This window comes from Pseudomonas sp. B14-6, from assembly GCF_013260315.1.
GTDB classification, from domain to species: Bacteria; Pseudomonadota; Gammaproteobacteria; order Pseudomonadales; family Pseudomonadaceae; genus Aquipseudomonas; species Aquipseudomonas mandelii.
On sequence record NZ_CP053929.1, the window covers coordinates 3,635,655 to 3,655,976 of the forward strand.

Annotated in this window: 17 protein-coding genes and 1 pseudogene; 7 read left to right on the top strand and 11 right to left on the bottom strand. The window is 53.3% G+C overall.

The genetic code is table 11. From position 1 onward, the window contains the following. Window positions 1–136 precede the first annotated feature (136 nt). Entirely contained in the window at window positions 137–478 is a 342-nt protein-coding gene (locus HP062_RS16630; protein ID WP_172791716.1) for a hypothetical protein, read from the bottom strand. 106 nt (window positions 479–584) lie between these two features. Beyond that, complete coding sequence (locus tag HP062_RS16635; RefSeq protein WP_172791717.1) at window positions 585–1,523, bottom strand: sensor domain-containing diguanylate cyclase; 939 nt, start codon at window positions 1,521–1,523, stop codon at window positions 585–587. A gap of 408 nt (window positions 1,524–1,931) precedes the next feature. Between HP062_RS16635 and HP062_RS16640 the strand changes: the two genes are divergently transcribed. After that, window positions 1,932–2,333 carry a response regulator gene (locus HP062_RS16640; protein ID WP_172791718.1) on the top strand — a complete coding sequence of 134 codons (402 nt, stop codon included), beginning with the start codon at window positions 1,932–1,934 and terminating at the stop codon, window positions 2,331–2,333. A gap of 232 nt (window positions 2,334–2,565) precedes the next feature. Further along, a complete protein-coding gene (locus HP062_RS16645; protein ID WP_172791719.1) occupies window positions 2,566–2,853 on the top strand; it encodes an HU family DNA-binding protein in 288 nt (95 codons plus the stop codon). A 753-nt stretch (window positions 2,854–3,606) separates the two neighbouring features. Here HP062_RS16645 and HP062_RS16650 read toward each other — a convergent pair. Further along, window positions 3,607–3,849: a DUF6555 family protein gene (locus HP062_RS16650; RefSeq protein WP_172791720.1), complete on the bottom strand. Its 243-nt coding sequence runs from the start codon at window positions 3,847–3,849 to the stop codon at window positions 3,607–3,609. Window positions 3,850–4,068: 219 nt separating this feature from the next. Between HP062_RS16650 and HP062_RS16655 the strand changes: the two genes are divergently transcribed. Both HP062_RS16655 and HP062_RS16660 read left to right on the top strand, forming a co-directional pair. Beyond that, window positions 4,069–4,554, top strand: a complete 486-nt coding sequence (locus tag HP062_RS16655) for a hypothetical protein (protein WP_172791721.1) — start codon at window positions 4,069–4,071, stop codon at window positions 4,552–4,554. A gap of 53 nt (window positions 4,555–4,607) precedes the next feature. Then, complete coding sequence (locus HP062_RS16660) at window positions 4,608–7,463, top strand: EAL domain-containing protein (RefSeq protein ID WP_172791722.1); 2,856 nt, start codon at window positions 4,608–4,610, stop codon at window positions 7,461–7,463. A 129-nt stretch (window positions 7,464–7,592) separates the two neighbouring features. Here HP062_RS16660 and HP062_RS16665 read toward each other — a convergent pair. The 5 genes and pseudogenes from HP062_RS16665 to HP062_RS31120 form a co-directional block, all read right to left on the bottom strand. After that, a pseudogene (locus HP062_RS16665) lies at window positions 7,593–7,948 on the bottom strand (copper-binding protein). Beyond that, window positions 7,945–11,103, bottom strand: a complete 3,159-nt coding sequence (locus tag HP062_RS16670) for an efflux RND transporter permease subunit (protein ID WP_172791723.1) — start codon at window positions 11,101–11,103, stop codon at window positions 7,945–7,947. Before HP062_RS16670 ends, HP062_RS16665 begins: the two are co-directional and overlap by 4 nt. Beyond that, window positions 11,100–12,584 carry an efflux RND transporter periplasmic adaptor subunit gene (locus HP062_RS16675; protein WP_172791724.1) on the bottom strand — a complete coding sequence of 495 codons (1,485 nt, stop codon included), beginning with the start codon at window positions 12,582–12,584 and terminating at the stop codon, window positions 11,100–11,102. The genes HP062_RS16670 and HP062_RS16675 overlap by 4 nt, the downstream gene beginning before the upstream one ends. Further along, window positions 12,581–13,837 (bottom strand): TolC family protein, encoded by a 1,257-nt coding sequence (locus HP062_RS16680; protein WP_172791725.1) that lies wholly within the window; start codon window positions 13,835–13,837, stop codon window positions 12,581–12,583. Before HP062_RS16680 ends, HP062_RS16675 begins: the two co-directional genes overlap by 4 nt. Before the next feature lie 99 nt (window positions 13,838–13,936). Next, on the bottom strand, window positions 13,937–14,278 hold the full coding sequence (locus HP062_RS31120; RefSeq protein WP_256665827.1) for a hypothetical protein: 342 nt from the start codon (window positions 14,276–14,278) through the stop codon (window positions 13,937–13,939). A gap of 426 nt (window positions 14,279–14,704) precedes the next feature. Here HP062_RS31120 and HP062_RS16690 point away from each other — a divergent pair, with 426 nt between their 5' ends. After that, on the top strand, window positions 14,705–16,174 hold the full coding sequence (locus HP062_RS16690; protein WP_172791727.1) for a HAMP domain-containing sensor histidine kinase: 1,470 nt from the start codon (window positions 14,705–14,707) through the stop codon (window positions 16,172–16,174). Here HP062_RS16690 and HP062_RS16695 read toward each other — a convergent pair. The 3 genes from HP062_RS16695 to HP062_RS16705 form a co-directional block, all read right to left on the bottom strand. Continuing rightward, complete coding sequence (locus HP062_RS16695) at window positions 16,171–16,512, bottom strand: DUF3703 domain-containing protein (RefSeq protein ID WP_172791728.1); 342 nt, start codon at window positions 16,510–16,512, stop codon at window positions 16,171–16,173. The genes HP062_RS16690 and HP062_RS16695 overlap by 4 nt on opposite strands. 103 nt (window positions 16,513–16,615) lie before the next feature. After that, window positions 16,616–17,752 carry a nickel/cobalt efflux protein RcnA gene (locus tag HP062_RS16700; RefSeq protein WP_172791729.1) on the bottom strand — a complete coding sequence of 379 codons (1,137 nt, stop codon included), beginning with the start codon at window positions 17,750–17,752 and terminating at the stop codon, window positions 16,616–16,618. A 7-nt stretch (window positions 17,753–17,759) separates the two neighbouring features. Then, window positions 17,760–18,059 carry a metal-sensing transcriptional repressor gene (locus HP062_RS16705; RefSeq protein WP_172791730.1) on the bottom strand — a complete coding sequence of 100 codons (300 nt, stop codon included), beginning with the start codon at window positions 18,057–18,059 and terminating at the stop codon, window positions 17,760–17,762. 511 nt (window positions 18,060–18,570) lie between these two features. Between HP062_RS16705 and HP062_RS16710 the strand changes: the two genes are divergently transcribed. Together HP062_RS16710 and HP062_RS16715 are read left to right on the top strand one after the other, a co-directional pair. Next, window positions 18,571–19,308 carry a HupE/UreJ family protein gene (locus HP062_RS16710; protein WP_172791731.1) on the top strand — a complete coding sequence of 246 codons (738 nt, stop codon included), beginning with the start codon at window positions 18,571–18,573 and terminating at the stop codon, window positions 19,306–19,308. A gap of 12 nt (window positions 19,309–19,320) precedes the next feature. Further along, a complete protein-coding gene (locus tag HP062_RS16715; RefSeq protein ID WP_172791732.1) occupies window positions 19,321–19,968 on the top strand; it encodes a transmembrane anchor protein in 648 nt (215 codons plus the stop codon). Window positions 19,969–20,322: the final 354 nt, after the last annotated feature.

Sequence of the window (20,322 nt, forward strand, 5' to 3'; positions counted from 1 at the left end):
CACCTCAACGATCCCGCCTTTAGGAGTGGGGTTTAGCGGAAGATGGCAGACTCTCAAGGCAGCAAATATCCTTGGTCATACTTGCAGGTACTGGCTTGCTCACATACTCGCGCTGCGACGGTACAATTTCTTTCGCTCAGTCTCTGTTGATGAAGCGAAAAAGCTGTGGCGCAACAACGGCCAGTAAAGGCAGTACGAGAACCATCAGAAACAGCTCCGGAAGCACACCCAAAACTGCTCGATAGAACCCTTTCTGGATCATTTCAACGAGCACCGATAGGCTGCTTGAAAACAACAGCACCGACGTGCAATAAGCAATGACGCCCCCGCTCCACTGCTTGGGATACCTGCTCATTCGGCTTAAAACAACACCCCATACGACACTCAATAGTGACAGCGCGATTAAGCCTGGCGGTGAGCCTGAGAAGAGCCAGCTTATTAGCGCACCGGTCAATGCGCTCGTACCATAAATATGCATGAATCAATCGCTCCTTTACGTACAGGGTGACGGGCGAACTATTTCCATCATGGCTGTAAAATTAGACCATTTGAAAGATCTATCAGCTTGGCAGACCGGTTGCGCTTTAGATGCGCTCTTTTTCTTCAATTTTTTTCATGCGTTTCTGCTCGTACATTTTCTTGTCGGCCAGGGTCAACGCCAAGCTTATATTGTTGGCAGCGCTTGCCATGGCTAACCCCACAGATGCGCTAACGCCTGACACTTGAAGTGATTGATAGACCCTCTCACGCAGCGCTTCGCCGCCAGCTCTGTCGCAATTGACACCGATGATTCCAAACTCATCGCCCCCCAATCTTGCAACAACATCGTCAGCCCGAGATGCTTGGTTGAGTGCGCTAGCCGCCTGCTTGATCACTTCATCACCCGCAGCGTGACCCTCGCTATCATTGATGAATTTCAAATCATCGAGATCAATGATCACAACAGCCGAGGACTTTCCGTAACGCCGGTTACGTCCATCCTGACAAGCTGCCAGCTGATCCCAGCCGGCACGGTTGTAAAGTCCCGTCAGACCATCGCAAAGCGCCTGCGCCTCAAATCGCTCCGCTCTGCTGGACTGCTCATCAGCCCTTAACTCCATTTGCAAAATCTTACTCAGCACCTTACCAACCATCTCAATGAGCGCTTGATCCTCTCTGATTTGTTCGGGTTGAGGAGCAGGATCAATTGCGCAGAGAGTGCCAAAGAGGGAGCCATCTGAGAGCAGAAGCGGAACACCAATGTATGAGTGGATTCTTAATTGCTGGCCTATTGGTGCAGCCGCATAGCAAGGCACCAATCGAGAGTTCGGCGCTATGCGCGGCCCGTTTCCATTCACCATTTCACTGCAAAAGGAATCGCTCCAACGGAGAACTCTGCCGGGCTGAATTTCATAGCCATGATTTTCGCAATGCAAAACAGTCCATTCATCACCGTCTGCCCGAGTAATCATCCACAAGTCGAATCCTAGCCGGTGCCGCAAGAACGAAAGCACTTCTCGCGCTGTATCTTCAAAATCACTCATCTGGTGTTTCGACTCATAGGTTCGGCGTGGGCAAAAGGTGGGCACCATCGCCAGAGCGCCGCGTGGGCCTATGAATGGTGGGCGAGTGCATCCGCGAAATGCATTGCTTAGCATCGAGTCTGCTACGGAATAAGACCTTTCCGATGAAATACGTAATCGACTCGTGGTTTCAAGTTACAACGCCCTCCGAGCAAAGTTTTAACAAAGACCCTCACAGCAATTTTCTTAGGGAGCGCTCGTGGCCTGGAGATGTGATTATTTGGACTGTCGTTCTTGACGGTTTTGATTGGGTTTCAGCAGAATAAATGCAGCTAGGATAGGTGTCCGTGATGCAGGTCGATCTAACTCAAAAAAGGTGAAATACTTGTAGATCTTGGAATTTGAATTTGAATTTGAAGGGAGGGAAACATGATTGTGAGTCGCGATCTGCAGCTGTCCATCGAAGGGGACGTGATAATCGTCGAGGACGACGACCTGCTAAGTAATCTGATGATGGAAATTCTTAGCGATATCGGCGCAGGCTGCTTAGCGTTCGACACAGCGGATGACGCACTAATTCACCTACTTCAATCCCACCGCGCTTGTTCATTGGTGATCGCAGATCACGGCGTTCCTGGACAGATACTAGGTACCGATCTTGCTAAAATGGTCAAAGAAAAATGGCCTGAAATAGCAGTGATCCTTACCAGTGGCCACGAGCTAAAGGTGAGCGATTTACCCTCAAATGTTAGATATCTTCAAAAACCCTGGGCCATAGATTCGTTGGTATCGACTGTGCGTGAGGTGCTTCATCCCCACGGTCGGCTCTAGCTCAAACTGAACGAAGCTCGATCTCCAGCAGCTGTGCCAACAGCCTTGAGCCCTCATCAATAACGTCGGTACCGGACAAAAAATTTCACCACGTCGGAGTTCAGACTCAATAGGATCAACGGCATCACTCGCATCGGCAACGACAGGAAATATAGTCTTTACTCAGTGTTCTGCGTGCCAAACGTTAGTAGAAAGCACGTCAAAAAACACTGTCATTTTCTGGAGTTTCGTCATGAACAAAGCTGAACTCATTGACGCCATTTCTGCGGCGGCACAGGTGCCGAAAGTAACTGCAGCGTCTGCTCTGAATGCGATCACCAACTCAATTTCCGAGGCTTTGCAACAAGGCGATAATGTAACCCTGGTAGGATTTGGAACGTTCACGGTAAAGGCCAGAGCCGCCCGTGAAGGTCGAAACCCGAGAACAGGTGGGAAAATAAACATCGCGGCGGCAAAATCCCCCACCTTCAAAGCTGGAAAAGACTTAAAGAATGCAGTCAACCTTGTACCGAGGGGATAAACAGAAGCGCCTGCGCCCAGAGCCTTCGTGAAGATAAGTCTATAAGACAACCGTCTACAAATTTACAGTGCTGCAGAACAAAACTAGATACCGCAGTTTTTGCGGGGCCAGGCATCCAGCTTTTCATTAAGATAGATATAGTCTAACTGTCCGGCCTGAAAATGTAGACTCTTTGCTAGAGCCTAAAGGACTTGCACTGTTGCGGAGATTGCCTTTAGTGCCTGACTGTTCGGTTGAGACATTTGGGCTATGCACCCTACGTTACGTAGCCATGCCTTAGTTCGCGCTATATCAAAACTTCAGCGCGATCATATCCACCACGATGACGACACTCGGTGATCCATCAAGTGTGTTGACGATATGAATGTGGCTTTAGACCAATATGCTTCTTGACTAACTTATCTAAAGAGATCATCACCATCGAGCCATGAAATTCCGACGCCCGCATAGCCATTTTTTGCAATGCTCGGATTGAGGCAGTAAGGGTTTTACCTCCCTAATTCCGCTCGAAAAATTGCACCTTTCAGTGCGCTGCCCTCAAAGGTTTTATAGGAAAGACGCGTAGAGTGCTCCCAAGCTGATGACTAAGTGCCATAACCTTTAAGAAAGCTGTACGCGGAATTTATGTTGTATAGTTGTCAGCTCGAAACACGTACTCAGGCTTCGAAAATTCGCGGTATGCGGGGCTTTGCAAACGAGATGGTCGTACCGTCATTTCTCTCAGACACACGCTAAGGCTAGTCGACTACTAATTCAAATTTTTGACTCAAACTCTCTAGCTAGGCCCCACCAAACATCAGTAATGCCAAGCTTTTCCGTTTGTGTTTTCGCTTGGCGCATTGGTCTGAAGGCGGTATCAGGCACTTCATCAACCCCGGCATGGAGAGCGGCAAAATGACAGGCATCGCTGTCGCACAGATGAGTTGTCTCCATGAAGAAACTTCTACGCTTGGCATTGAAGAGGTAACGGATTTCGAACACCGTTATTTGTGTCATCACTGGCCTCCTGTCACAGCTACTAGAACGTTCCGAAAGCCTAGTGCCACCACAACCGCGTTGGAAATTAACCGACTGGTGGTAAAGATTTCCAGTGCAGGCAGAGCAAATCAATCCAGCGCGTTTTGCGGAGCATTTTTATCGTTAAACGAACGAAAAATGAAGTGGACGTCAGAGACGTTCAGACTTTTCCATGACCAAATAATTGGGGCCTGAACCTTGGAAAAATCACAGACGGCGACTTCGGACATAGAGCCATCCATCCCCTTTCCACAGACCTGGTCTCTTCGATCCTTTTTGTTTCCCATTTGCATTCTGCTGCTGGGTGTTTTGCTTTCCGTGACCCTAGGTCATTTGGACGTCCAGCAGGAATTAAGTGAGGATAAAGCGCAGGTCACTGCAAAATTGACGGGCGTTCGAGCTCATTTGGAAGGGCAAATACATTCAACGTTTGATGTGACTGAAGGTATCGCTCAGCTATTGAGGTTAGACGGAGGCATAACATCAGCGCATTTTGAAGGTATGGCCAAGCAGGCAATTGCTCTGCAGCCCCATATCCATCACATCGCCCTTGCTCCGGGCAATGTGCTTCGCAGCGTTTACCCACTCAAAGGAAATGAAGGAATTCTAGGCGTCGATTATCGCAATGTGCCTGGTCAGTATGCTGCGGTATTGCGATCTCTCGAATCTAGATCCCCCTGCTAGCGGGCCCTATTGATCTTTTCCAAGGAGGGCGGGGGTTTATTCATCGTCGCCCAGTGTTTGTTACCGCAGAAGATAGCACTGAACGATACTGGGGCAGCGCTTCAGTGGTTGCTGATGTAGACGCTCTGCTTGAGGCGGGCGGCATAACGGCGACAGGGACGCTAGAGCTGGCATTGAGAGGAGGAGACGGCTTAGGAAACAATGGCGAGATGATTTGGGGCAATCCTAAAGTCTTTCAAGAAGATGCAATTACAACGCCTGTTGATGTGCCTGGCGGTACGTGGCAACTCGCTGCGATTCCTCGGGATGGCTGGCGGAGCGAATCGCTCTTCAGATCCTCCTTGTTCCTGTTCGCGCTCACCTGCACGGGCTTTTTTACATTCTTCGCAGCTCAACTTAGCAGAAGTCACCGCCTTGTCCGGCAACGTCATGCGGAGCTCGCTCGAGAGGTCGAAGTGCGTAAAAGTGCTCAGCAATCTTTAGTGCAAAGCGAAGCTCGCTTTCGCGCACTCTTTGAACGGTCTCCAGATCCGACCTGGATTCTGGGACGTAGAGGCATTTGTAGTGATGCAAACGCAGCGGCACTCAAGATATTCGGCTATGAGGACATAACAACATTACATAAAATCAAAGCCACGGATATTTCGCCGCTATTTCAAAACGATGGTCAGTCCACGACAAATAAAGCACAAGCCATGTTAAATATGGCAATAGAAAAAGGTGTTCATCGTTTTGAATGGCTCCATAAACGCGCCGATGGAACTGTATTTCCAGCCGAAGTAACACTTTCCAGTGTCACCTTATCAGACGAACCGATGCTGTATGCCGTAGTGCGAGATGTATCAGGCCGTAAGCAGACTGAACAGGCATTGCTAACTCAAACGGCTTTGTTACAGGATGTCGTAGATAATGCACCGTCTTTAATTTACGTCTTCGATCTTGAAGGAAAGCTTCAGCTATGCAACCTCATGTTTGAGCGTTCAGTAGGCCGATCATTTGCAGAGATGAAAGGTAGACCACGGGAAAGCTTTCTTCCCCTTGGTGAAGCCGAAACTCAGCGTCAAAATGACGAAAAGGTTCTGGCCACTGGGAATGCTCTGCGCTTTGAAGATCAGATTAAAAAAAATGATAGCACTCATTTTTATCTTACAACAAAATGCGTTCTTCATGATAATGATGGCAAGCCTACAGGCGTGCTTGGTATTTCTACCGATATCACTGAGATCAAACAGAACACTGAGCAATTACGCCTAGCCGGTGTTGTCTTGGAAAACACTGCCGACGGGGTCATTATCACTTGCGCGCAGGGCTATATCGTATCCGTCAATAAGGCATTCTCCACTATCACCGGATTTAGTGCAGATGAGTCTATAGGATTTAAGCCGCATGTTTTGATTTCAGAAGAACAGGATATTTATTTCTATCGAGACATTATTGAAAATCTTAGGATGACCGGATTTTGGAGAGGTGAACTCTGGAATCGTAGGAAAGATGGATCGCTTTATCCTGAGTGGTTGACCATCAATGCTGTGTTCGATGAATTCAGTAGCCCGGTAAACTATGTAGCAGTATTTTCAGACATATCCGCTATTAACCAGTCTCAGTCCGACCTTCAGCGAATGGCACATTATGATCCAGTGACGAGCTTGCCCAATCGAGCCCTTTTTCATGAAAGGCTTCAGCACTCTTTAGATCTTTCGTTTAGCTATGACCAGACGCTGGCAGTGCTTGTAGTAGATCTGGATGGTTTCAAGACTGTGAATGATAGTCTCGGTCACTCCATGGGAGACTTACTTTTACAGCAAGCAGGAATTCGCTTTTTGCAGTGTGTACGCTTGGAGGATACCGTCTCCCGTTTAGGCGGTGACGAGTTTGCACTCATCTTGAACAACCTAAGCCAACCAACCGATGCCACTGTCGTCGCCCAAAAAATGCTGGCCTCACTGCAAGAACCTTTTGATCTAAAGGGCAACTCAACTCTGCTGACCGCCAGCATTGGTATCGCAGTAGCCCCTCAGGATAGCGGAACTCCCGAGCAGTTGCTCCGTCAAGCTGATACAGCCATGTATGGTGCAAAGGAGGGAGGCCGCAACGACTATCGCTTTTATCAGCCCGAGATGACCATACGTGCGCACGAGAGACTGATCCTTGAACGTTCGCTTCGACGCGCAGTAAAAAACCACGAATTTGAAGTTTGGTATCAGCCAAAGATCAATCTTTTGAGCGATAGGGTCGAGGGGGCTGAAGCGTTAGTTCGGTGGAGGGATCCGATCCATGGCCTGATTTCTCCGGTAGACTTCATTCCTCTCGCAGAAAGTACGGGATTGATAATCCAGATAGGCGCGCAAGTTGTCGACATGGTCTGTCATGATATTCGCTATTGGACTGATAGCGGTATTTCCCATGGGGTCATCGCAGTAAACGTGGCAGCTCTGCAAATTGATAGAACCGACTACATCGCAACGCTTCGAGATGCACTAGATAATTATGACTTGCCTGCTAGTGTCTTAGAAGTCGAGGTTACAGAAAGTCTGATGATGGCTAGTCCGGAGCATTCCAGGGAAGTCTTGAGCACGCTTCAGGGTCTGGGCATAACCACAGCAATAGATGATTTCGGCACAGGGTATTCATCCTTGGCCTACCTCAAAGTATTACCCATCAATAGTTTGAAAATTGATCGTAGCTTCGTTTCGGATCTGCCCCACGATAAAAATGACGTGGCCATCACTAAGGCAATAGTAGAGCTGGGGCATGCACTTGGCTTTAAGATTGTCGCAGAGGGTGTTGAAACAGCTGAACAAAGCTCTTTTCTGAAAAGTATTGGATGCGATCAAGCGCAGGGATATTTTTATGCCCAACCTATGCCTCTAATTGAATTTGAATCTTGGTTAAAAGGCAGAGAGGCGTGAGCTATGAAAATATTAATTGCCTATTTAGCAGCTTGAGCTTCAGGGGCGTACAGCAAAAGTCCAAACAAAGCTCGGGATGGTTGCCTGAAAACACAGTGTGAGTATCGAGCCAGGCAGCCACTCGCATGTTTAATTCAGAGTTTCGATAGATACGATGCTGGCGGCGTCGCCCTCAGCGCGAAACTCAAACTTAACTCGACCCCCAACATGTAGTCCGGTCAATTGTTCATTTGTTGCTTTAAATCCCATGGTCATTGGAGGCCATTTCAAGGCCGGCACAGCGCCATGGGCGATGGTCACCGTTAGCTTCCCGTTATCGATAGATTTGATCGTGCCCCCGGCTTGCTTGCTTGAGCTTACTTCGTCTCCTGCTTCATCTGCATGCCCTCCATACCGTCCATTTTCATGCCCGGCATGTCCTCCGCGTGGACAGAAAGCGAAAGCGCAAATACGGTGCTTGCAACTGCAATCATGGTCAGTTTCATACGACTTTTCCTTGAGGGTTGATGGGTTCAACTATGAGGTGCCGGCGACGCATCAGGCGATAGGCTGCCGGAATGACAAACAGGGAAAGCAAGGGTGCCGTGATCATGCCGCCGACCATAGGCGCGGCGATGCGGCTCATCACTTCGCTACCAGTACCGCTGCCTAACAAAATGGGTAAAAGGCCGGCAATGATCACGGCAACGGTCATGGCCTTGGGTCGAACGCGCTGCACAGCGCCTTCGCGAATGGCCGCAACCAGCCCACGCTCAGTGTTGTCGCCGAGGTCTTCACGCTCGGCCCAGGCGTTCTTCAGGTAGAGCAGCATGATTACGCCGAACTCGGCAGACACCCCGGCCAAGGCGATAAAGCCGACTCCGGTGGCGACCGACAGGTTGTATCCCAGCAGATAGAGAAACCATGCTCCGCCAGTCAGTGCGAATGGCAGAGTGGCCATGATCAGCAACGCCTCATCGAAGCGGGCAAACGTCAGGTAGAGCAGCACAAAGATGATCAACAGCGTGGCAGGCACCACCAGTTTGAGGCGTGCGTTGGCTCTTTCTAGAAACTCGAACTGTCCTGAGTAACTCAGGCTCATGCCGGGCTGCAACTTGACCTGCTCATTGACGACCTGGCGTAGATCGGCGACCACCGAGGCAATGTCTCGCCCCCGCACGTCGATGTATACCCAGCCAGAAGGCCGTGCGTTCTCGCTCTTGAGCATTGGCGGCCCGTCGCTGACCTTGACCTTCGCCACAGTGCCGAGGGTGATCTGGCTGCCTAACGGAGTGTAAATCGGTAATCGCTCCAGGCTGCCGACCGAGTCACGCCACTCACGTGGGTAACGCACGTTAATCGGAAAGCGTGCGAGACCTTCAATGGTCTCCCCAACGTTTTCGCCGCCGATAGCGCCGGCCACAATTGACTGCACATCGGCGATATTCAGTCCGTAGCGGGCGGCGGCCTTGCGGTCGATATCCACGTCGATATAGCGGCCACCGGTCAGTCGCTCAGCCAGAGCCGAACTGACACCGGGCACATCCTTGGCCACCCGCTCGACCGCCTGAGTAGCGGCATCGATCTCCGTCAGATTGGTGCCGGCAACTTTCACGCCGATAGGACTCTTGATCCCAGTGGCCAGCATGTCGATGCGGTTTCGAATCGGTGGTATCCAGATATTGGTTAACCCAGGAACTCGTACCACTCGATCCAGTTCTTCCACCAACTTTTCCTGGGTCATGCCAGGGCGCCATTGCTGATGAGGTTTGAATTGAATCGTGGTTTCGAACATTTCCAGCGGTGCCGGATCGGTAGCGGTTTCGGCGCGACCTGCTTTACCAAAGACGTGTTCGACCTCTGGAACAGTCTTAATCAGGCGGTCGGTTTGTTGCAGCAATTGCGCCGCTTTCTGCGCCGACAATCCCGGCAGGGCTGAAGGCATATAGAGCAGATCGCCTTCGTCCAACGGGGGGAGAAACTCACCGCCCAAGCGCGACATTGGCCATAGCGCACTGACAAAAACCAATAGCGCCACCAGCAGCGTGATCCTTGGTCGACGCAAGACCGCGTCCAGAGCGGGCTGGTAGATCCGGATCAGCCAACGGTTTAGCGGGTTATGTTGCTCAGTGGGGATTCGACCCCGAATCCAATAGCCCATCAGCACTGGCACTAAGGTCACTGACAATCCCGCCGCTGCGGCCATGGCGTAGGTTTTGGTGAAAGCTAATGGGCCGAACAATCGCCCTTCCTGTGCTTCCAGGGTAAAAACCGGAATGAACGACAGGGTGATGATTAACAAACAGAAGAACAGTGCTGGGCCTACTTCTGCCGCCGCTTCGGTCATTACATGCCAATGACGCTCCCCCTTCAGTTCCTCCCCAGGATTGGCTACATGCCAGGCCTCGATCTTCTTATGGGCGTTTTCGATCATCACCACGGCGGCATCGACCATGGCGCCGATGGCGATGGCAATCCCACCCAACGACATGATGTTGGCGTTGATCCCTTGGTAACGCATGACGGTGAAGGCAATCAACACACCAACAGGCAGGGAGATGATCGCCACCAGCGATGAGCGCAAGTGCCAGAGAAAGATCCCGCAGACCAACGCGACGACGATGAACTCTTCGATTAGCTTGTGGCTGAGGTTTTCCACGGCACGGTCGATCAGCTTGCTTCGGTCATAGGTGGTGACGATTTCCACCCCGACTGGCAAACTTTTTTTCAGCTCGTCGAGTTTGGTCTTGACCGCCGCAATGGTCTCGCGAGCATTCTTGCCACTGCGCAAAATTACCACGCCGCCGACGGTCTCACCTTCGCCGTCAAGTTCAGTAATGCCACGCCGCATTTCCGGCCCCAACTGGATCGTGGCGACATCGCCAAGACTCACCGGTACACCTCCAGCACCAAGCTTCAACGGGATAGCACGAAAGTCATTGAGCGTTTTTAGGTAGCCTGAGGCCCGCACAATGAACTCGGTCTCAGCCATCTCCAGCACGGCCCCACCGGTTTCCTGATTGGCCTTGCCGATGGCCTCGGTTACCTCAGCTTGAGTGATACCGAGGCTGGCCAGTTTGAGCGGATCAAGCTGCACCTGGTACTGCTTGACCATACCCCCCACAGTGGCCACCTCCGCAACGTTCGGCAGGGTCTTGAGTTCGAACTTTAGAAACCAATCCTGAAGCGCACGAAGCTGTGCCAGATCGTGTCCGCCACTGCGATCCACCAGTGCGTACTGATAGATCCAACCCACGCCCGTCGCATCCGGCCCCAACGCGGGCTTGGCGCTGGCTGGCAACCGACTTTGTATCTGACTTAGATACTCCAACACCCGTGAGCGGGCCCAGTACAGGTCAGTCCCGTCCTCGAACAGCACGTAGACGAAGCTGTCACCGAAGAAGGAATAACCACGGACGGTCTTTGCGCCTGGCACCGAGAGCATGGTGGTCGCCAACGGATAGGTCACTTGGTTTTCGACAATCTGCGGTGCCTGGCCTGCGTAAGGTGTACGGATGATCACCTGCACATCGGAGAGATCCGGCAGCGCATCGATGGGCGTGCTCTGCACCGACCAAATGCCCCAAGCCGTGACGAACAGTGTCGCCAGTAGTACCAGGAATCGGTTGGCCACCGACCAACGAATGAGGGCAGCAATCATGGCTGGCGCCCCGATTTATCCAGACGCTCAACACGCAAGCCATCGTCAGTCTGGCTCACCGCGACCCGAACCTTGTCACCCGTTTTGAGGCCCTGCATCAGGGCCGGGTTGGCGAGTGGGAAAGCCATCGTCATGCCAGGCATGCCCAGCGTCTTGAAGGGGCCATGGGCGAGTGTGACTTCTTTGTCGTTGATCTCAACGATCTGCCCATCCGCCTCATGAAAACTGGAGGTTGCTGCGCTGGGCAGTGACTCTTCCTCCGAGCTTGCAACAATTCCCTTAAGACTGGCCTCTGAGTCGAGCAGGAACTGGCCAGACGTAACCACCTTCTGGCCTTCTTCCAGACCTTTCACTATCGCCGTCTTGCCATCGCTTTCCTGCCCGAGGTGCACTTCCACTGGACGGTAGCGGCCCGCGTCTTCGGCGAGCATCACTAAGGCACGTCGGCCAGTGCGGATGACGGCCTCGCTCGGCACCCACAACACACTTTGCCCGGTCGAGCGATTCAGGCGTACCTGCGCCGTCAAACCCGGTCTGAGGCGCCCGTCGGGATTGGGTAGTTCCACACGCACGCGAAGAGTGCGGCTGTCCGGGTTGGTCTCGGGTAAAATCGCACTGACCTTGCCACTGAGCATTGTCCCAGGGAAGGCTGGCAGACGCGCTTCGACCGCCTGCCCCACGGTGATCGATCCGGCATCCGATTCTGGAACGGCCACGGCGAGCCAGACACTGCTCAAGCCATTGACGCGTGCCAGAGTATCTCCAGTCGCCACGGTCATCCCCGCACGTACATTCAACTCTTGCAGCACACCACCAATAGGGCTGGTGAGGGTCAGGTAGGGCTGAACCTTACCGCCACGCTCTACTTGAGTAATCAGTGCTGCCGGCATCCCTGTGAGCCGCAGTCGCTGGCGGGCCGCAGCCAACAGGTCAGCATCCCCGCTGCGCTTCAGGGCAAGAAACTCTGTCTGGGCAGCCGCCCATTCCGGCACCAGGATATCCGCCAACGACGCGTTGGCTTTGAGCACATCACCGGGAGCGTGGGCATAAACCCGCTCCACAAAGCCCGTGGTGCGTGCCTGAATCACAGCGACATCACGTTCGTTGAATCCCAAGACACCTGTCACATCGAGGCTGGAGTCAAAAATTCCACGGGTGACTGTTGCAAAACGCAGACCGAGATTCTGGGTCAGACTCGGATCGATACTGGCGGTCGCACGATCCCCTGCTCCACCGGCGTACTGAGGAACCAGTTGCATGTCCATGAAGGGGGACTTACCCGGATTTTCGAACTTTTGCTGCGGGTACATGGGGTCGTACCAATACAGTGCTTTGCGTTCGCCCGGTGAATTGAGGCTCTGCTCCTGTGTGGTATTTGGTAGTCCACTCAAGCGCTGATGCGCCAACCAGTAACCACCGGCAACACCCAATGCCAGCGAGATGCCTAACAGCAATGCCCCGTTCCCTTTTTTAAGGATCATTGGCTGGACTCCCCATAAGCAAAATACAACCGCGCACTGGTCAGCGCTCGCTGCTCTTCCACGTCGATCTGTTTGAGGCGGGCCTCGATGAGTTCACGTCGGGCGGCAACAACGGCGTTTAAATCGCCTTTGCCCGAGCGATAACTGGCCATGCTGAGTTCGACCTTTTCCTCAGCCAGCGTCAACAGGTTTTCCTGGTTACGGCGTACCGCACGATTCAGGCGCTCATAGTCAGCCAGTTCGTTTTCCAGTTGCTGGGTATGCTCGCGTGACAGGGCTTCGCGCTCGGCCTCAAGCTGACTGAGTTCCGCCTGTTTGGCTGCGATTTTGGGGTTTTGGCGAGAGTCAGGAAACAGCGGCAGATCCCAGGAAAATTGCACGCTGACCATATCGCCGAACTCACGGCCACGGCGCTGGTAATCCAGTTCCCAGCTCCAGTCTGACTGCTTCTCCGACACGGCTTCACGAACCTTGGCTTGCGCTTCGCGGGTCATCGGCGCAAACGCTGCCAACTCGGGATGGTGTTGCACTTTATGGGAGTAACTTGAGGTGTCGACGGGCCATTCAGGCAAGCTGCCCACAGGCTTGTCGTTGGCGGCGGAGCCAATCCAGCGTTTGAGGGCCGCTCGGGCCTGTGCGCGCTGGCGAATCAGATCGTCCTGCTGCTCCGCCAATTGCGCCGCTTCTTGCTTGGGCGTCACCGCATCGGCGGGTTGAGCGCGGCCCCCGGCAATCTGGGCCCGGACGGTATCGGTCAATAATCGGTTTTCTTTGTAGAAGTCTTGGAACAGCGCATCTTTGCGCTCAACAGCATAGCTACTGATCCAGGCCAATGCCGTGGACTGGCGTACCTTCAGACGTTCGACTCTACGCTCCGCAGCAGCGCGATCAACAGCCGCATCGGCGACCTCGATGCGCGCTTTGCGCTTGTCGCTGTTGGGCATCTCCTGCCTGACCCCGACCATTTGCATGGTCATGAAGTCCTGGTCGATGCTCCAGCGATCCGGGCCGCCAATGGGGTAGTTCTGCACACCCACCAATAACTTAGGATCGGGTAATTCACCAGCGGGGATAGCTGCACTGCTGGCAGCCTGAATTTTAGCGTCTTGCGCGTTTAGCGACGGCGCATTGTTTTCGGCCAGCCGCAACGCTTCATCGAGTGTCAATGCGGCAGCGAAGCTCGGCAATGCCAGTACGCTTGCCGCCAGACCGGCCACGAGGGGCCAACCTGTGCAATAGCACCTAAAGGTCATGTTTGCGATTCCTGTGATCATCCACTGCACGCGAAAAAAAACATGCGCGCAGCTAGTCCATCCCGCTAATTCGGAATGAGGCTCAATGTGGGACAGGAATCAAACGCGAGGCGGTCGCCAAACCCCAGACGAGGTCTTTACAGGTAAGGAATTGCTGAAGGATGAAAACACGACGGGGCTGAATACGGTTGCAGGAGGCTTTAAGATCGAGACTTGCAGCATGCCGCTCGTCTTGCATTCCTGGCCCGGCTTACAAGGTTTACCGTGCTCGGAAGGGCTTTTCATATCGTTGCAGCAGTCCATCCCCATGTCGTCCATCATCGCCATGCCCATCGTCTTCATTGGGCATGGTTCTGTCGGCGCCTGGACGCCCGCCATCCCGCTGAGGGGAAGCGCCAAGCTAATCATGAAGATGATGCAAAACCGCAAATAGCGTTTCATGGGCTGGAGTGTAGTCGCTGCAAATGTCTCTTACAATTGGTCATGTATCATCAACAACCCGTCATCAAGGTGTGACGTAGGCAATAACACCTGATATCAATTAAGACAGAATTACGTGTCAAAAATAGATATCTAACCCATCGATTCAACCATAAAACATCCCTACCCCGCGCGCCCCCTCAAAAGGGGATTTTGTCCCCGGAGTTGGCTGTATTTCCCCAATGCTCGTGTCTGGCTATCTAAACTGTCGGAACGGTCGCGGATTTAATTTGCCTGTTTCAAACGCAGCGCAGTTCAGATACTGGCTGCGCGCCCCATCATTGCTTGGCAGCGGATACTTGGCATAGAGAATGCTGGATGTCACCTAGGCTTCATTGAGAAATTCAAATTGAAGGTGTAGTTAGGAATTCTCTATAGGACGCTATCATGCCTGCAATATCAGTATTGTTTAGGCGCCTACATCGGGTAGCAGATGACTCAGTTGCTTCGACCAGACAACCAAATCTCCTGCGCTGGTTTTCGATCATCAGCTTCATCCTGATCAGCGCGATAGCTTTTGGGCTGGGTTCAGTATCGACTCGCTTCCTGGTCATCGAAAGCCTGGAGCGCGACGCGCTGCTGTCGGCGCAATTTATTCAGACCATCGCTGTGGGTGAAATCCGTCACCACGGGTTGTCCGGGATGCGGATGGGTGACGTTTTGGCAGCCACCCCATATGGAATGCTGTCGGAAGAAATGGCGCTGAATCGGCACCGTGCCCGCTCCGAGTTCCTCGACCACCTTTCACACCTCCCGGATTCACTCCTGATTAGCATCTACTCGCCACTTAGGACGGTGATGTGGTCAACCAATCCGCAACTGATTGGACAGAAAATTCTCAACGACGAAGCACTTGAAGCGGCATTCAGCTCGAAAGACAGGGTTTCCACTAAGTACAGCAATGCTGATGAACGCCGTCCCGAACAGCAGTTTTTGCTCGCACCGAAAATGTTCTTCATCGAGAGCTACATCCCCCTTTTAGATGATCTGGGGAATACCCTGGCTGTGGTGGAAATTTATAAGGAACCAGCCGATTTGATCGAACGCCTTAACCGGGGCCACTGGATCATCTGGCTGTCTACCGCACTGGGCGGTCTACTGCTTTATTTCGGGCTGTATTGGATCGTTCGACGGGCATCGATTCAGTTGGCCTCACAAGAGGCGCAACTCGTCGCCAACAAGACTTACGTGGGCTTGGTCGAGATGTCCACGGCAGTCGCCCACAGTCTGCGCAACCCCTTGGCCTGTATCCGCTCCAGCGCAGAACTGGCGAACGAAACGGAGGGCCAACCCGCCAAGAAGAACATCGACGATATTGTCAGCCAAGTGGATCGGATGTCGCAGTGGGTGCATGAACTGTTGCTGTGCTTGCGACCGATTCGTGGAGAGGCGGAACTGGTGGAGCCGATGAATGTGGTACAGGCCACGTTGGCCGGCTACAGCGCGCAACTGGCTCAATCAAGAATCCAGGTCGAGTTCAACAATGAGCCGACACCCCGGATCATCAGCAATCCACTTTTGCTTTCTCAAATTCTCAATAGCGTCATTGCCAATGCAATAGAGGCGATGCCGGGAGGCGGGAAGCTAACCATCCAGGCGAACGTGGATGACACCCATCAGTGGCTGCATCTCATCATTGGTGACACTGGGGATGGAACGTCACGACAACAGGAAATGATGGCTTTCAAGACCTTCTACACCACCAAGCAAGGCAAGCTCGGTATAGGGCTGATCATGGTGAAGCAGATCATGGAAAATTTTGGTGGAGAAGCCAGTTTGACCCACCACGAAGACCAGGGAACATCCGTGCACCTGAGTTTCAGGGTTGTGGAAAGAAGAGCCAGTGGGGTGCGCTAGTCTTCGCGCAACAGTTCCTCTAGATCGGCAGAAAGCGGCATGGCGGAAAAAGCACTGACGCGCGCTCTTCCCCTGTTGCCGACAGGCACCCAGATCCTGGAAAACAACAATGCGGCAATGATCCGAGGAAGCTGACCTGCAACCTCCCGCCAATCCTTGGTAAGTAAACCAAGGTTCAACATAAGCCAATGAGATTTCGCATGAGCCAGCGGCATACGCTGGGTAAGGATGTGCGCACGCTCAATCCAGCTGTAAGCAGCCTGAAAGTCATGGGCCCTCATAGCAAGCCCAGCCTCATGGAACGCCTCGGTTATGGCGTTACGCAAAACCTCTTTCATGTCGACCTCCAACGCTACTTCTTCAGCAATCGAAGCCCGTTAAGCACCACCAGCAAGCTGACTCCCACATCGGCAGAGACAGCCAACTGTCGCGCTTTGTCCACTATACGTTTAGGCCTATCCAGCCATGGAAGCCAACGTAGAGGCCAACAGCGATAATCAGCACGCTGGATAGGTAGGGCGCACGTCGAGCAACGGTGCCCAGCCATGGCCAGCGGTTGGAAGCCTGCTTGGCACCGATGGCTGCCGCCGCACCGACAGATACCAACGTGAGCGCCAAACCAATACTGAAGCACAGGACGAGAACACCACCCAAGGCGACTTCTTTGACTTGAAGGCAGAGCAACAGGACGGTGATAGCCGCTGGGCAAGGAATGAGCCCACCCGTCAAACCGAATATGATGATCTGGCCCGTGGTGACTTCACGGTTGGTGAAGCGTTTGCGGATATCGTTGGCATGGGTACGCTCATGCGCATCCTGATAGCCGTCAATCGACAACTCCAGACCTTCCAGTTCGGAATGCGCATGCCCGTGATCATGCTCCTGGTAGTCCAGATCATAATCATGGGAGTGGCCCGCATGCCCAAGACTCAAGCGAGCACTGAACTCATGAGGTTCCGGGATATCGACTGCCGATTCCAGGAAGCCTCCGCGCTCGACGAAAGAGAACGATTGGGTGCTGCCGTCTGGACGGGTAGTCATCAGGCGAACATCTGAGTCAGCCCAGGCATGTCCGGTCAATGTCTTCAGGCGCCAATGCGGTGGCATACCTACTTCAAAAATCGACAGTTCGATGCGCCCGTGGCCGGTATCGATTCGATGAGTTTCATCATGATGACCATGGTCATGCGAACCGTGGTGGCGGTCATCAGCTTGCTCGAACTTGAACATCTGCTCACCGCGCCAGGTACGCCACAGCATCCAAAGCGCAATCACGATGATCAGTGCAGAGGACGCAAGCTGGAAGTACGGCTCAGTGGTTTGAGCATCCAGGCGTTTGCCCAGGTACATGCCGCCGATGGCGACCAACCACACCACAGCGGTGTGCGACAGCGTCGCGGCCAAACCCAACAAAACAGCCTGTTTTACCGAGCCACGGATGGCCACGATGAAGGCTGCCATCATAGTTTTTGAATGTCCTGGCTCAAGGCCATGCAAGGCGCCAAGCAGGATAGCGCTCGGGAAATACAGCCAAGCGTGAGCCCCGCCTTGTTGTAACAGTTCAGCGAAGTTGGGCATGTCAGACCTAGAGGTACTTGGTGATTTGCTTGAAGGCTTCCAGTGGTGCGCGCTCGCCATTGTTCAACGCCGAGACGGTGTCCTCCAGACAGTGATCAATGTGATCCTGAATGAGCGTGCGCTTGGCTTGGCACACCGCTTTTTCAACAGCATGCAACTGCTGGGCGATGTCCACGCACTGACGACCCTCTTCGATCATGGTGATGATGCCGCGTAAATGGCCATCCGCCCGCTTGAGGCGCTTGATGATCGCCTCGTGACTTTGGTGGGTATGGGGATGGCTGTGCTGGTGATCGTGCTCACTCATGACTTGAGCCTCAGGCCTCAATGAATTACGCTGGCATCCTATCCCCCTAGGAGGATGGGTCAAACGCATCAAAGCCCTACAAAACGAGTTGAAACCCGAACGCTATGTTCAGCAGAACACTGACAACGACGGTGGTGATCGCGCTTGCTCTCGCCATGTTTGTGGCCTGGGCCGGGCATACCTATACGTTGTCAGTGATGTCGAAACAGCCAGCCTGGGAGATTGCGCAAGACGCTCATCACTCCCATGAAGAACAAGCCGAGATTTCGTGTGCGAGCTGTTCGGATCACTTTCACTCCCCGTTGACCCCTGACCACCAGCACGAAACGCCACAGCTCAGTTCTGCGTTGATTTTGTCTGCGCAGCCGAAGCTGTCCATGCGACTCGAAGCCCCATCCTATTCCGTTCCTCGTCCGCCGATTTTCTTGATCGAGCGTCCTCCCCGTCCTTCGTTCGCATCCTGACCATGGCCGTACTGCGGCCTTTGATCCCTGCAACGTAGGATAGATCTATGCATTCGCACTCGATGAGCGGCGTTGACGCATTTACTGCGCCTTCGCGTCGCCTGCTACTGCTGTTGTTTTTATTTGTCGCGGCACTTTTCCTCGCAATGCCCGAGGCGATGGCTCACGCCGTCGCCGAAGGTGACAAGGGTTTCATCCAGGAAAGCTCCGGCGTCATGTTGTTGCCCTTCATCTACATGGGCGCCAAGCACATGATGACGGGCTACGACCACCTGCTGTTTCTGTTCGGGGTGATCTTCTTCCTCTACCGCCTGAAAGACGTGGGGCTCTACGTCACGCTTTTCGCCGTAGGTCACTCGGTCACGCTGCTGCTTGGCGTACTGACCGAGATCAGTATCAGCTCGTACATCATCGACGCCATCATCGGCTTCTCGGTGGTGTACAAGGCGCTCGACAACCTGGGCGCATTTCAGCGCTGGTTCGGCTTCCAACCGGACACCAAGGTGGCCACGCTGATCTTCGGCCTGCTCCACGGTTTTGGTCTGGCTACCAAAATTCAGGAGTACGAAATCTCGCCTGACGGCCTGATTCCGAACCTGATCGCCTTCAACGTCGGCGTTGAGATTGGCCAATTGCTGGCCCTCAGCGCGATTCTCATTCTGATGGGGTATTGGCGGCGCACCGGCAGTTTCTGGCGCCACGCCTATACCGCCAACGTCGCCATGATGAGTGCCGGCTTCCTCCTGATGGGTTACCAGATCACTGGCCTGTTTGTCTCCGCGTAAGGAATTCTGACTATGTTCAATACTCCGCTTCCAACTGCTAATGAATTGCCTAGCACTCGCAAACTGGTGCGCTCGACTGTCATTGCAATACTGGTCGCAGCTGGCCTTTTGGTGACCGTGGTCATGCCCTCGGAATACGCCATTGATCCGACAGGCGTGGGCCGGACACTGGGTCTGACCCAGATGGGCGAACTGAAGATCACCCTTGCCCAGGAGGCGTTGGCGGATGCAGCGCCACCTCAACCAGCCGCTTCAGCTCCAACTCCGGCTCCGCAGGTTGCGCAAGTTCAACCTATTGCGAAACCGGTGGCTCAATCGGTGGCGACCCCTGACCCTGCTTTGAAGACAGATCAAATGACCGTCACGCTCAAACCTGGTGAAGGGACAGAGATCAAACTGGAAATGTTGAAGAACAAGACGGTCAGCTATGAATGGACTGCGGCTGGTGGGCCTGTGAACTACGACACTCATGGCGAGCCCTACAACGGTGCGAAGGGTTACTTCCACAGCTACAACAAGGGCAAGCAAGTCAAAGGTGATAAAGGTGAATTCACCGCCATTTTTGACGGCACCCACGGTTGGTTCTGGCGTAATCGCAGCAACAACGACGTGACCATCTCACTGAAAACGACTGGTGATTACTTGAGCGTCAAACAGTAATCCGAAGCAGCGATGGCTGTTCACTGCCGAAAACGCGGCGCACATCCTGAACACAGACCATTTATTTCATCCATTTTTTGAAGAGTCTTCCCATGAAAAACCCAACCACCCTACTTCGTTCGATGCTCCTGATCTGCTTCCTTGGCCTGATGACGGCATGCGGTGGTGAAAAAGGCACTACCTCCGAAAGCGCTGAGCACGGGCACTCGCACGAGTAGGTCGCTGGATGAAACAGGGCCGCTTTTGCGGCCTTGTTTGCTTTCTTATCTCAACTTTTACCGAGTTCGATCACACGGTTCAGCGGCAGATTTGAGGTTTCTAGTCGCTTACAGAGCAGGCGCCACATCCTGTTGT

Excerpts from the sequence above, each read along its gene's own strand:
- HP062_RS16630 (WP_172791716.1), bottom strand. The coding sequence starts at position 478 with ATGCATATTTATGGTACGAGCGCATTGACCGGTGCGCTAATAAGCTGG.
- HP062_RS16635 (WP_172791717.1), bottom strand. The coding sequence starts at position 1,523 with ATGAGTGATTTTGAAGATACAGCGCGAGAAGTGCTTTCGTTCTTGCGG.
- HP062_RS16640 (WP_172791718.1), top strand. The coding sequence starts at position 1,932 with ATGATTGTGAGTCGCGATCTGCAGCTGTCCATCGAAGGGGACGTGATA.
- HP062_RS16645 (WP_172791719.1), top strand. The coding sequence starts at position 2,566 with ATGAACAAAGCTGAACTCATTGACGCCATTTCTGCGGCGGCACAGGTG.
- HP062_RS16650 (WP_172791720.1), bottom strand. The coding sequence starts at position 3,849 with ATGACACAAATAACGGTGTTCGAAATCCGTTACCTCTTCAATGCCAAG.
- HP062_RS16670 (WP_172791723.1), bottom strand. The coding sequence starts at position 11,103 with ATGATTGCTGCCCTCATTCGTTGGTCGGTGGCCAACCGATTCCTGGTA.
- HP062_RS16675 (WP_172791724.1), bottom strand. The coding sequence starts at position 12,584 with ATGATCCTTAAAAAAGGGAACGGGGCATTGCTGTTAGGCATCTCGCTG.
- HP062_RS16680 (WP_172791725.1), bottom strand. The coding sequence starts at position 13,837 with ATGACCTTTAGGTGCTATTGCACAGGTTGGCCCCTCGTGGCCGGTCTG.
- HP062_RS31120 (WP_256665827.1), bottom strand. The coding sequence starts at position 14,278 with ATGAAACGCTATTTGCGGTTTTGCATCATCTTCATGATTAGCTTGGCG.
- HP062_RS16690 (WP_172791727.1), top strand. The coding sequence starts at position 14,705 with ATGCCTGCAATATCAGTATTGTTTAGGCGCCTACATCGGGTAGCAGAT.
- HP062_RS16695 (WP_172791728.1), bottom strand. The coding sequence starts at position 16,512 with ATGAAAGAGGTTTTGCGTAACGCCATAACCGAGGCGTTCCATGAGGCT.
- HP062_RS16700 (WP_172791729.1), bottom strand. The coding sequence starts at position 17,752 with ATGCCCAACTTCGCTGAACTGTTACAACAAGGCGGGGCTCACGCTTGG.
- HP062_RS16705 (WP_172791730.1), bottom strand. The coding sequence starts at position 18,059 with ATGAGTGAGCACGATCACCAGCACAGCCATCCCCATACCCACCAAAGT.
- HP062_RS16710 (WP_172791731.1), top strand. The coding sequence starts at position 18,571 with ATGCATTCGCACTCGATGAGCGGCGTTGACGCATTTACTGCGCCTTCG.
- HP062_RS16715 (WP_172791732.1), top strand. The coding sequence starts at position 19,321 with ATGTTCAATACTCCGCTTCCAACTGCTAATGAATTGCCTAGCACTCGC.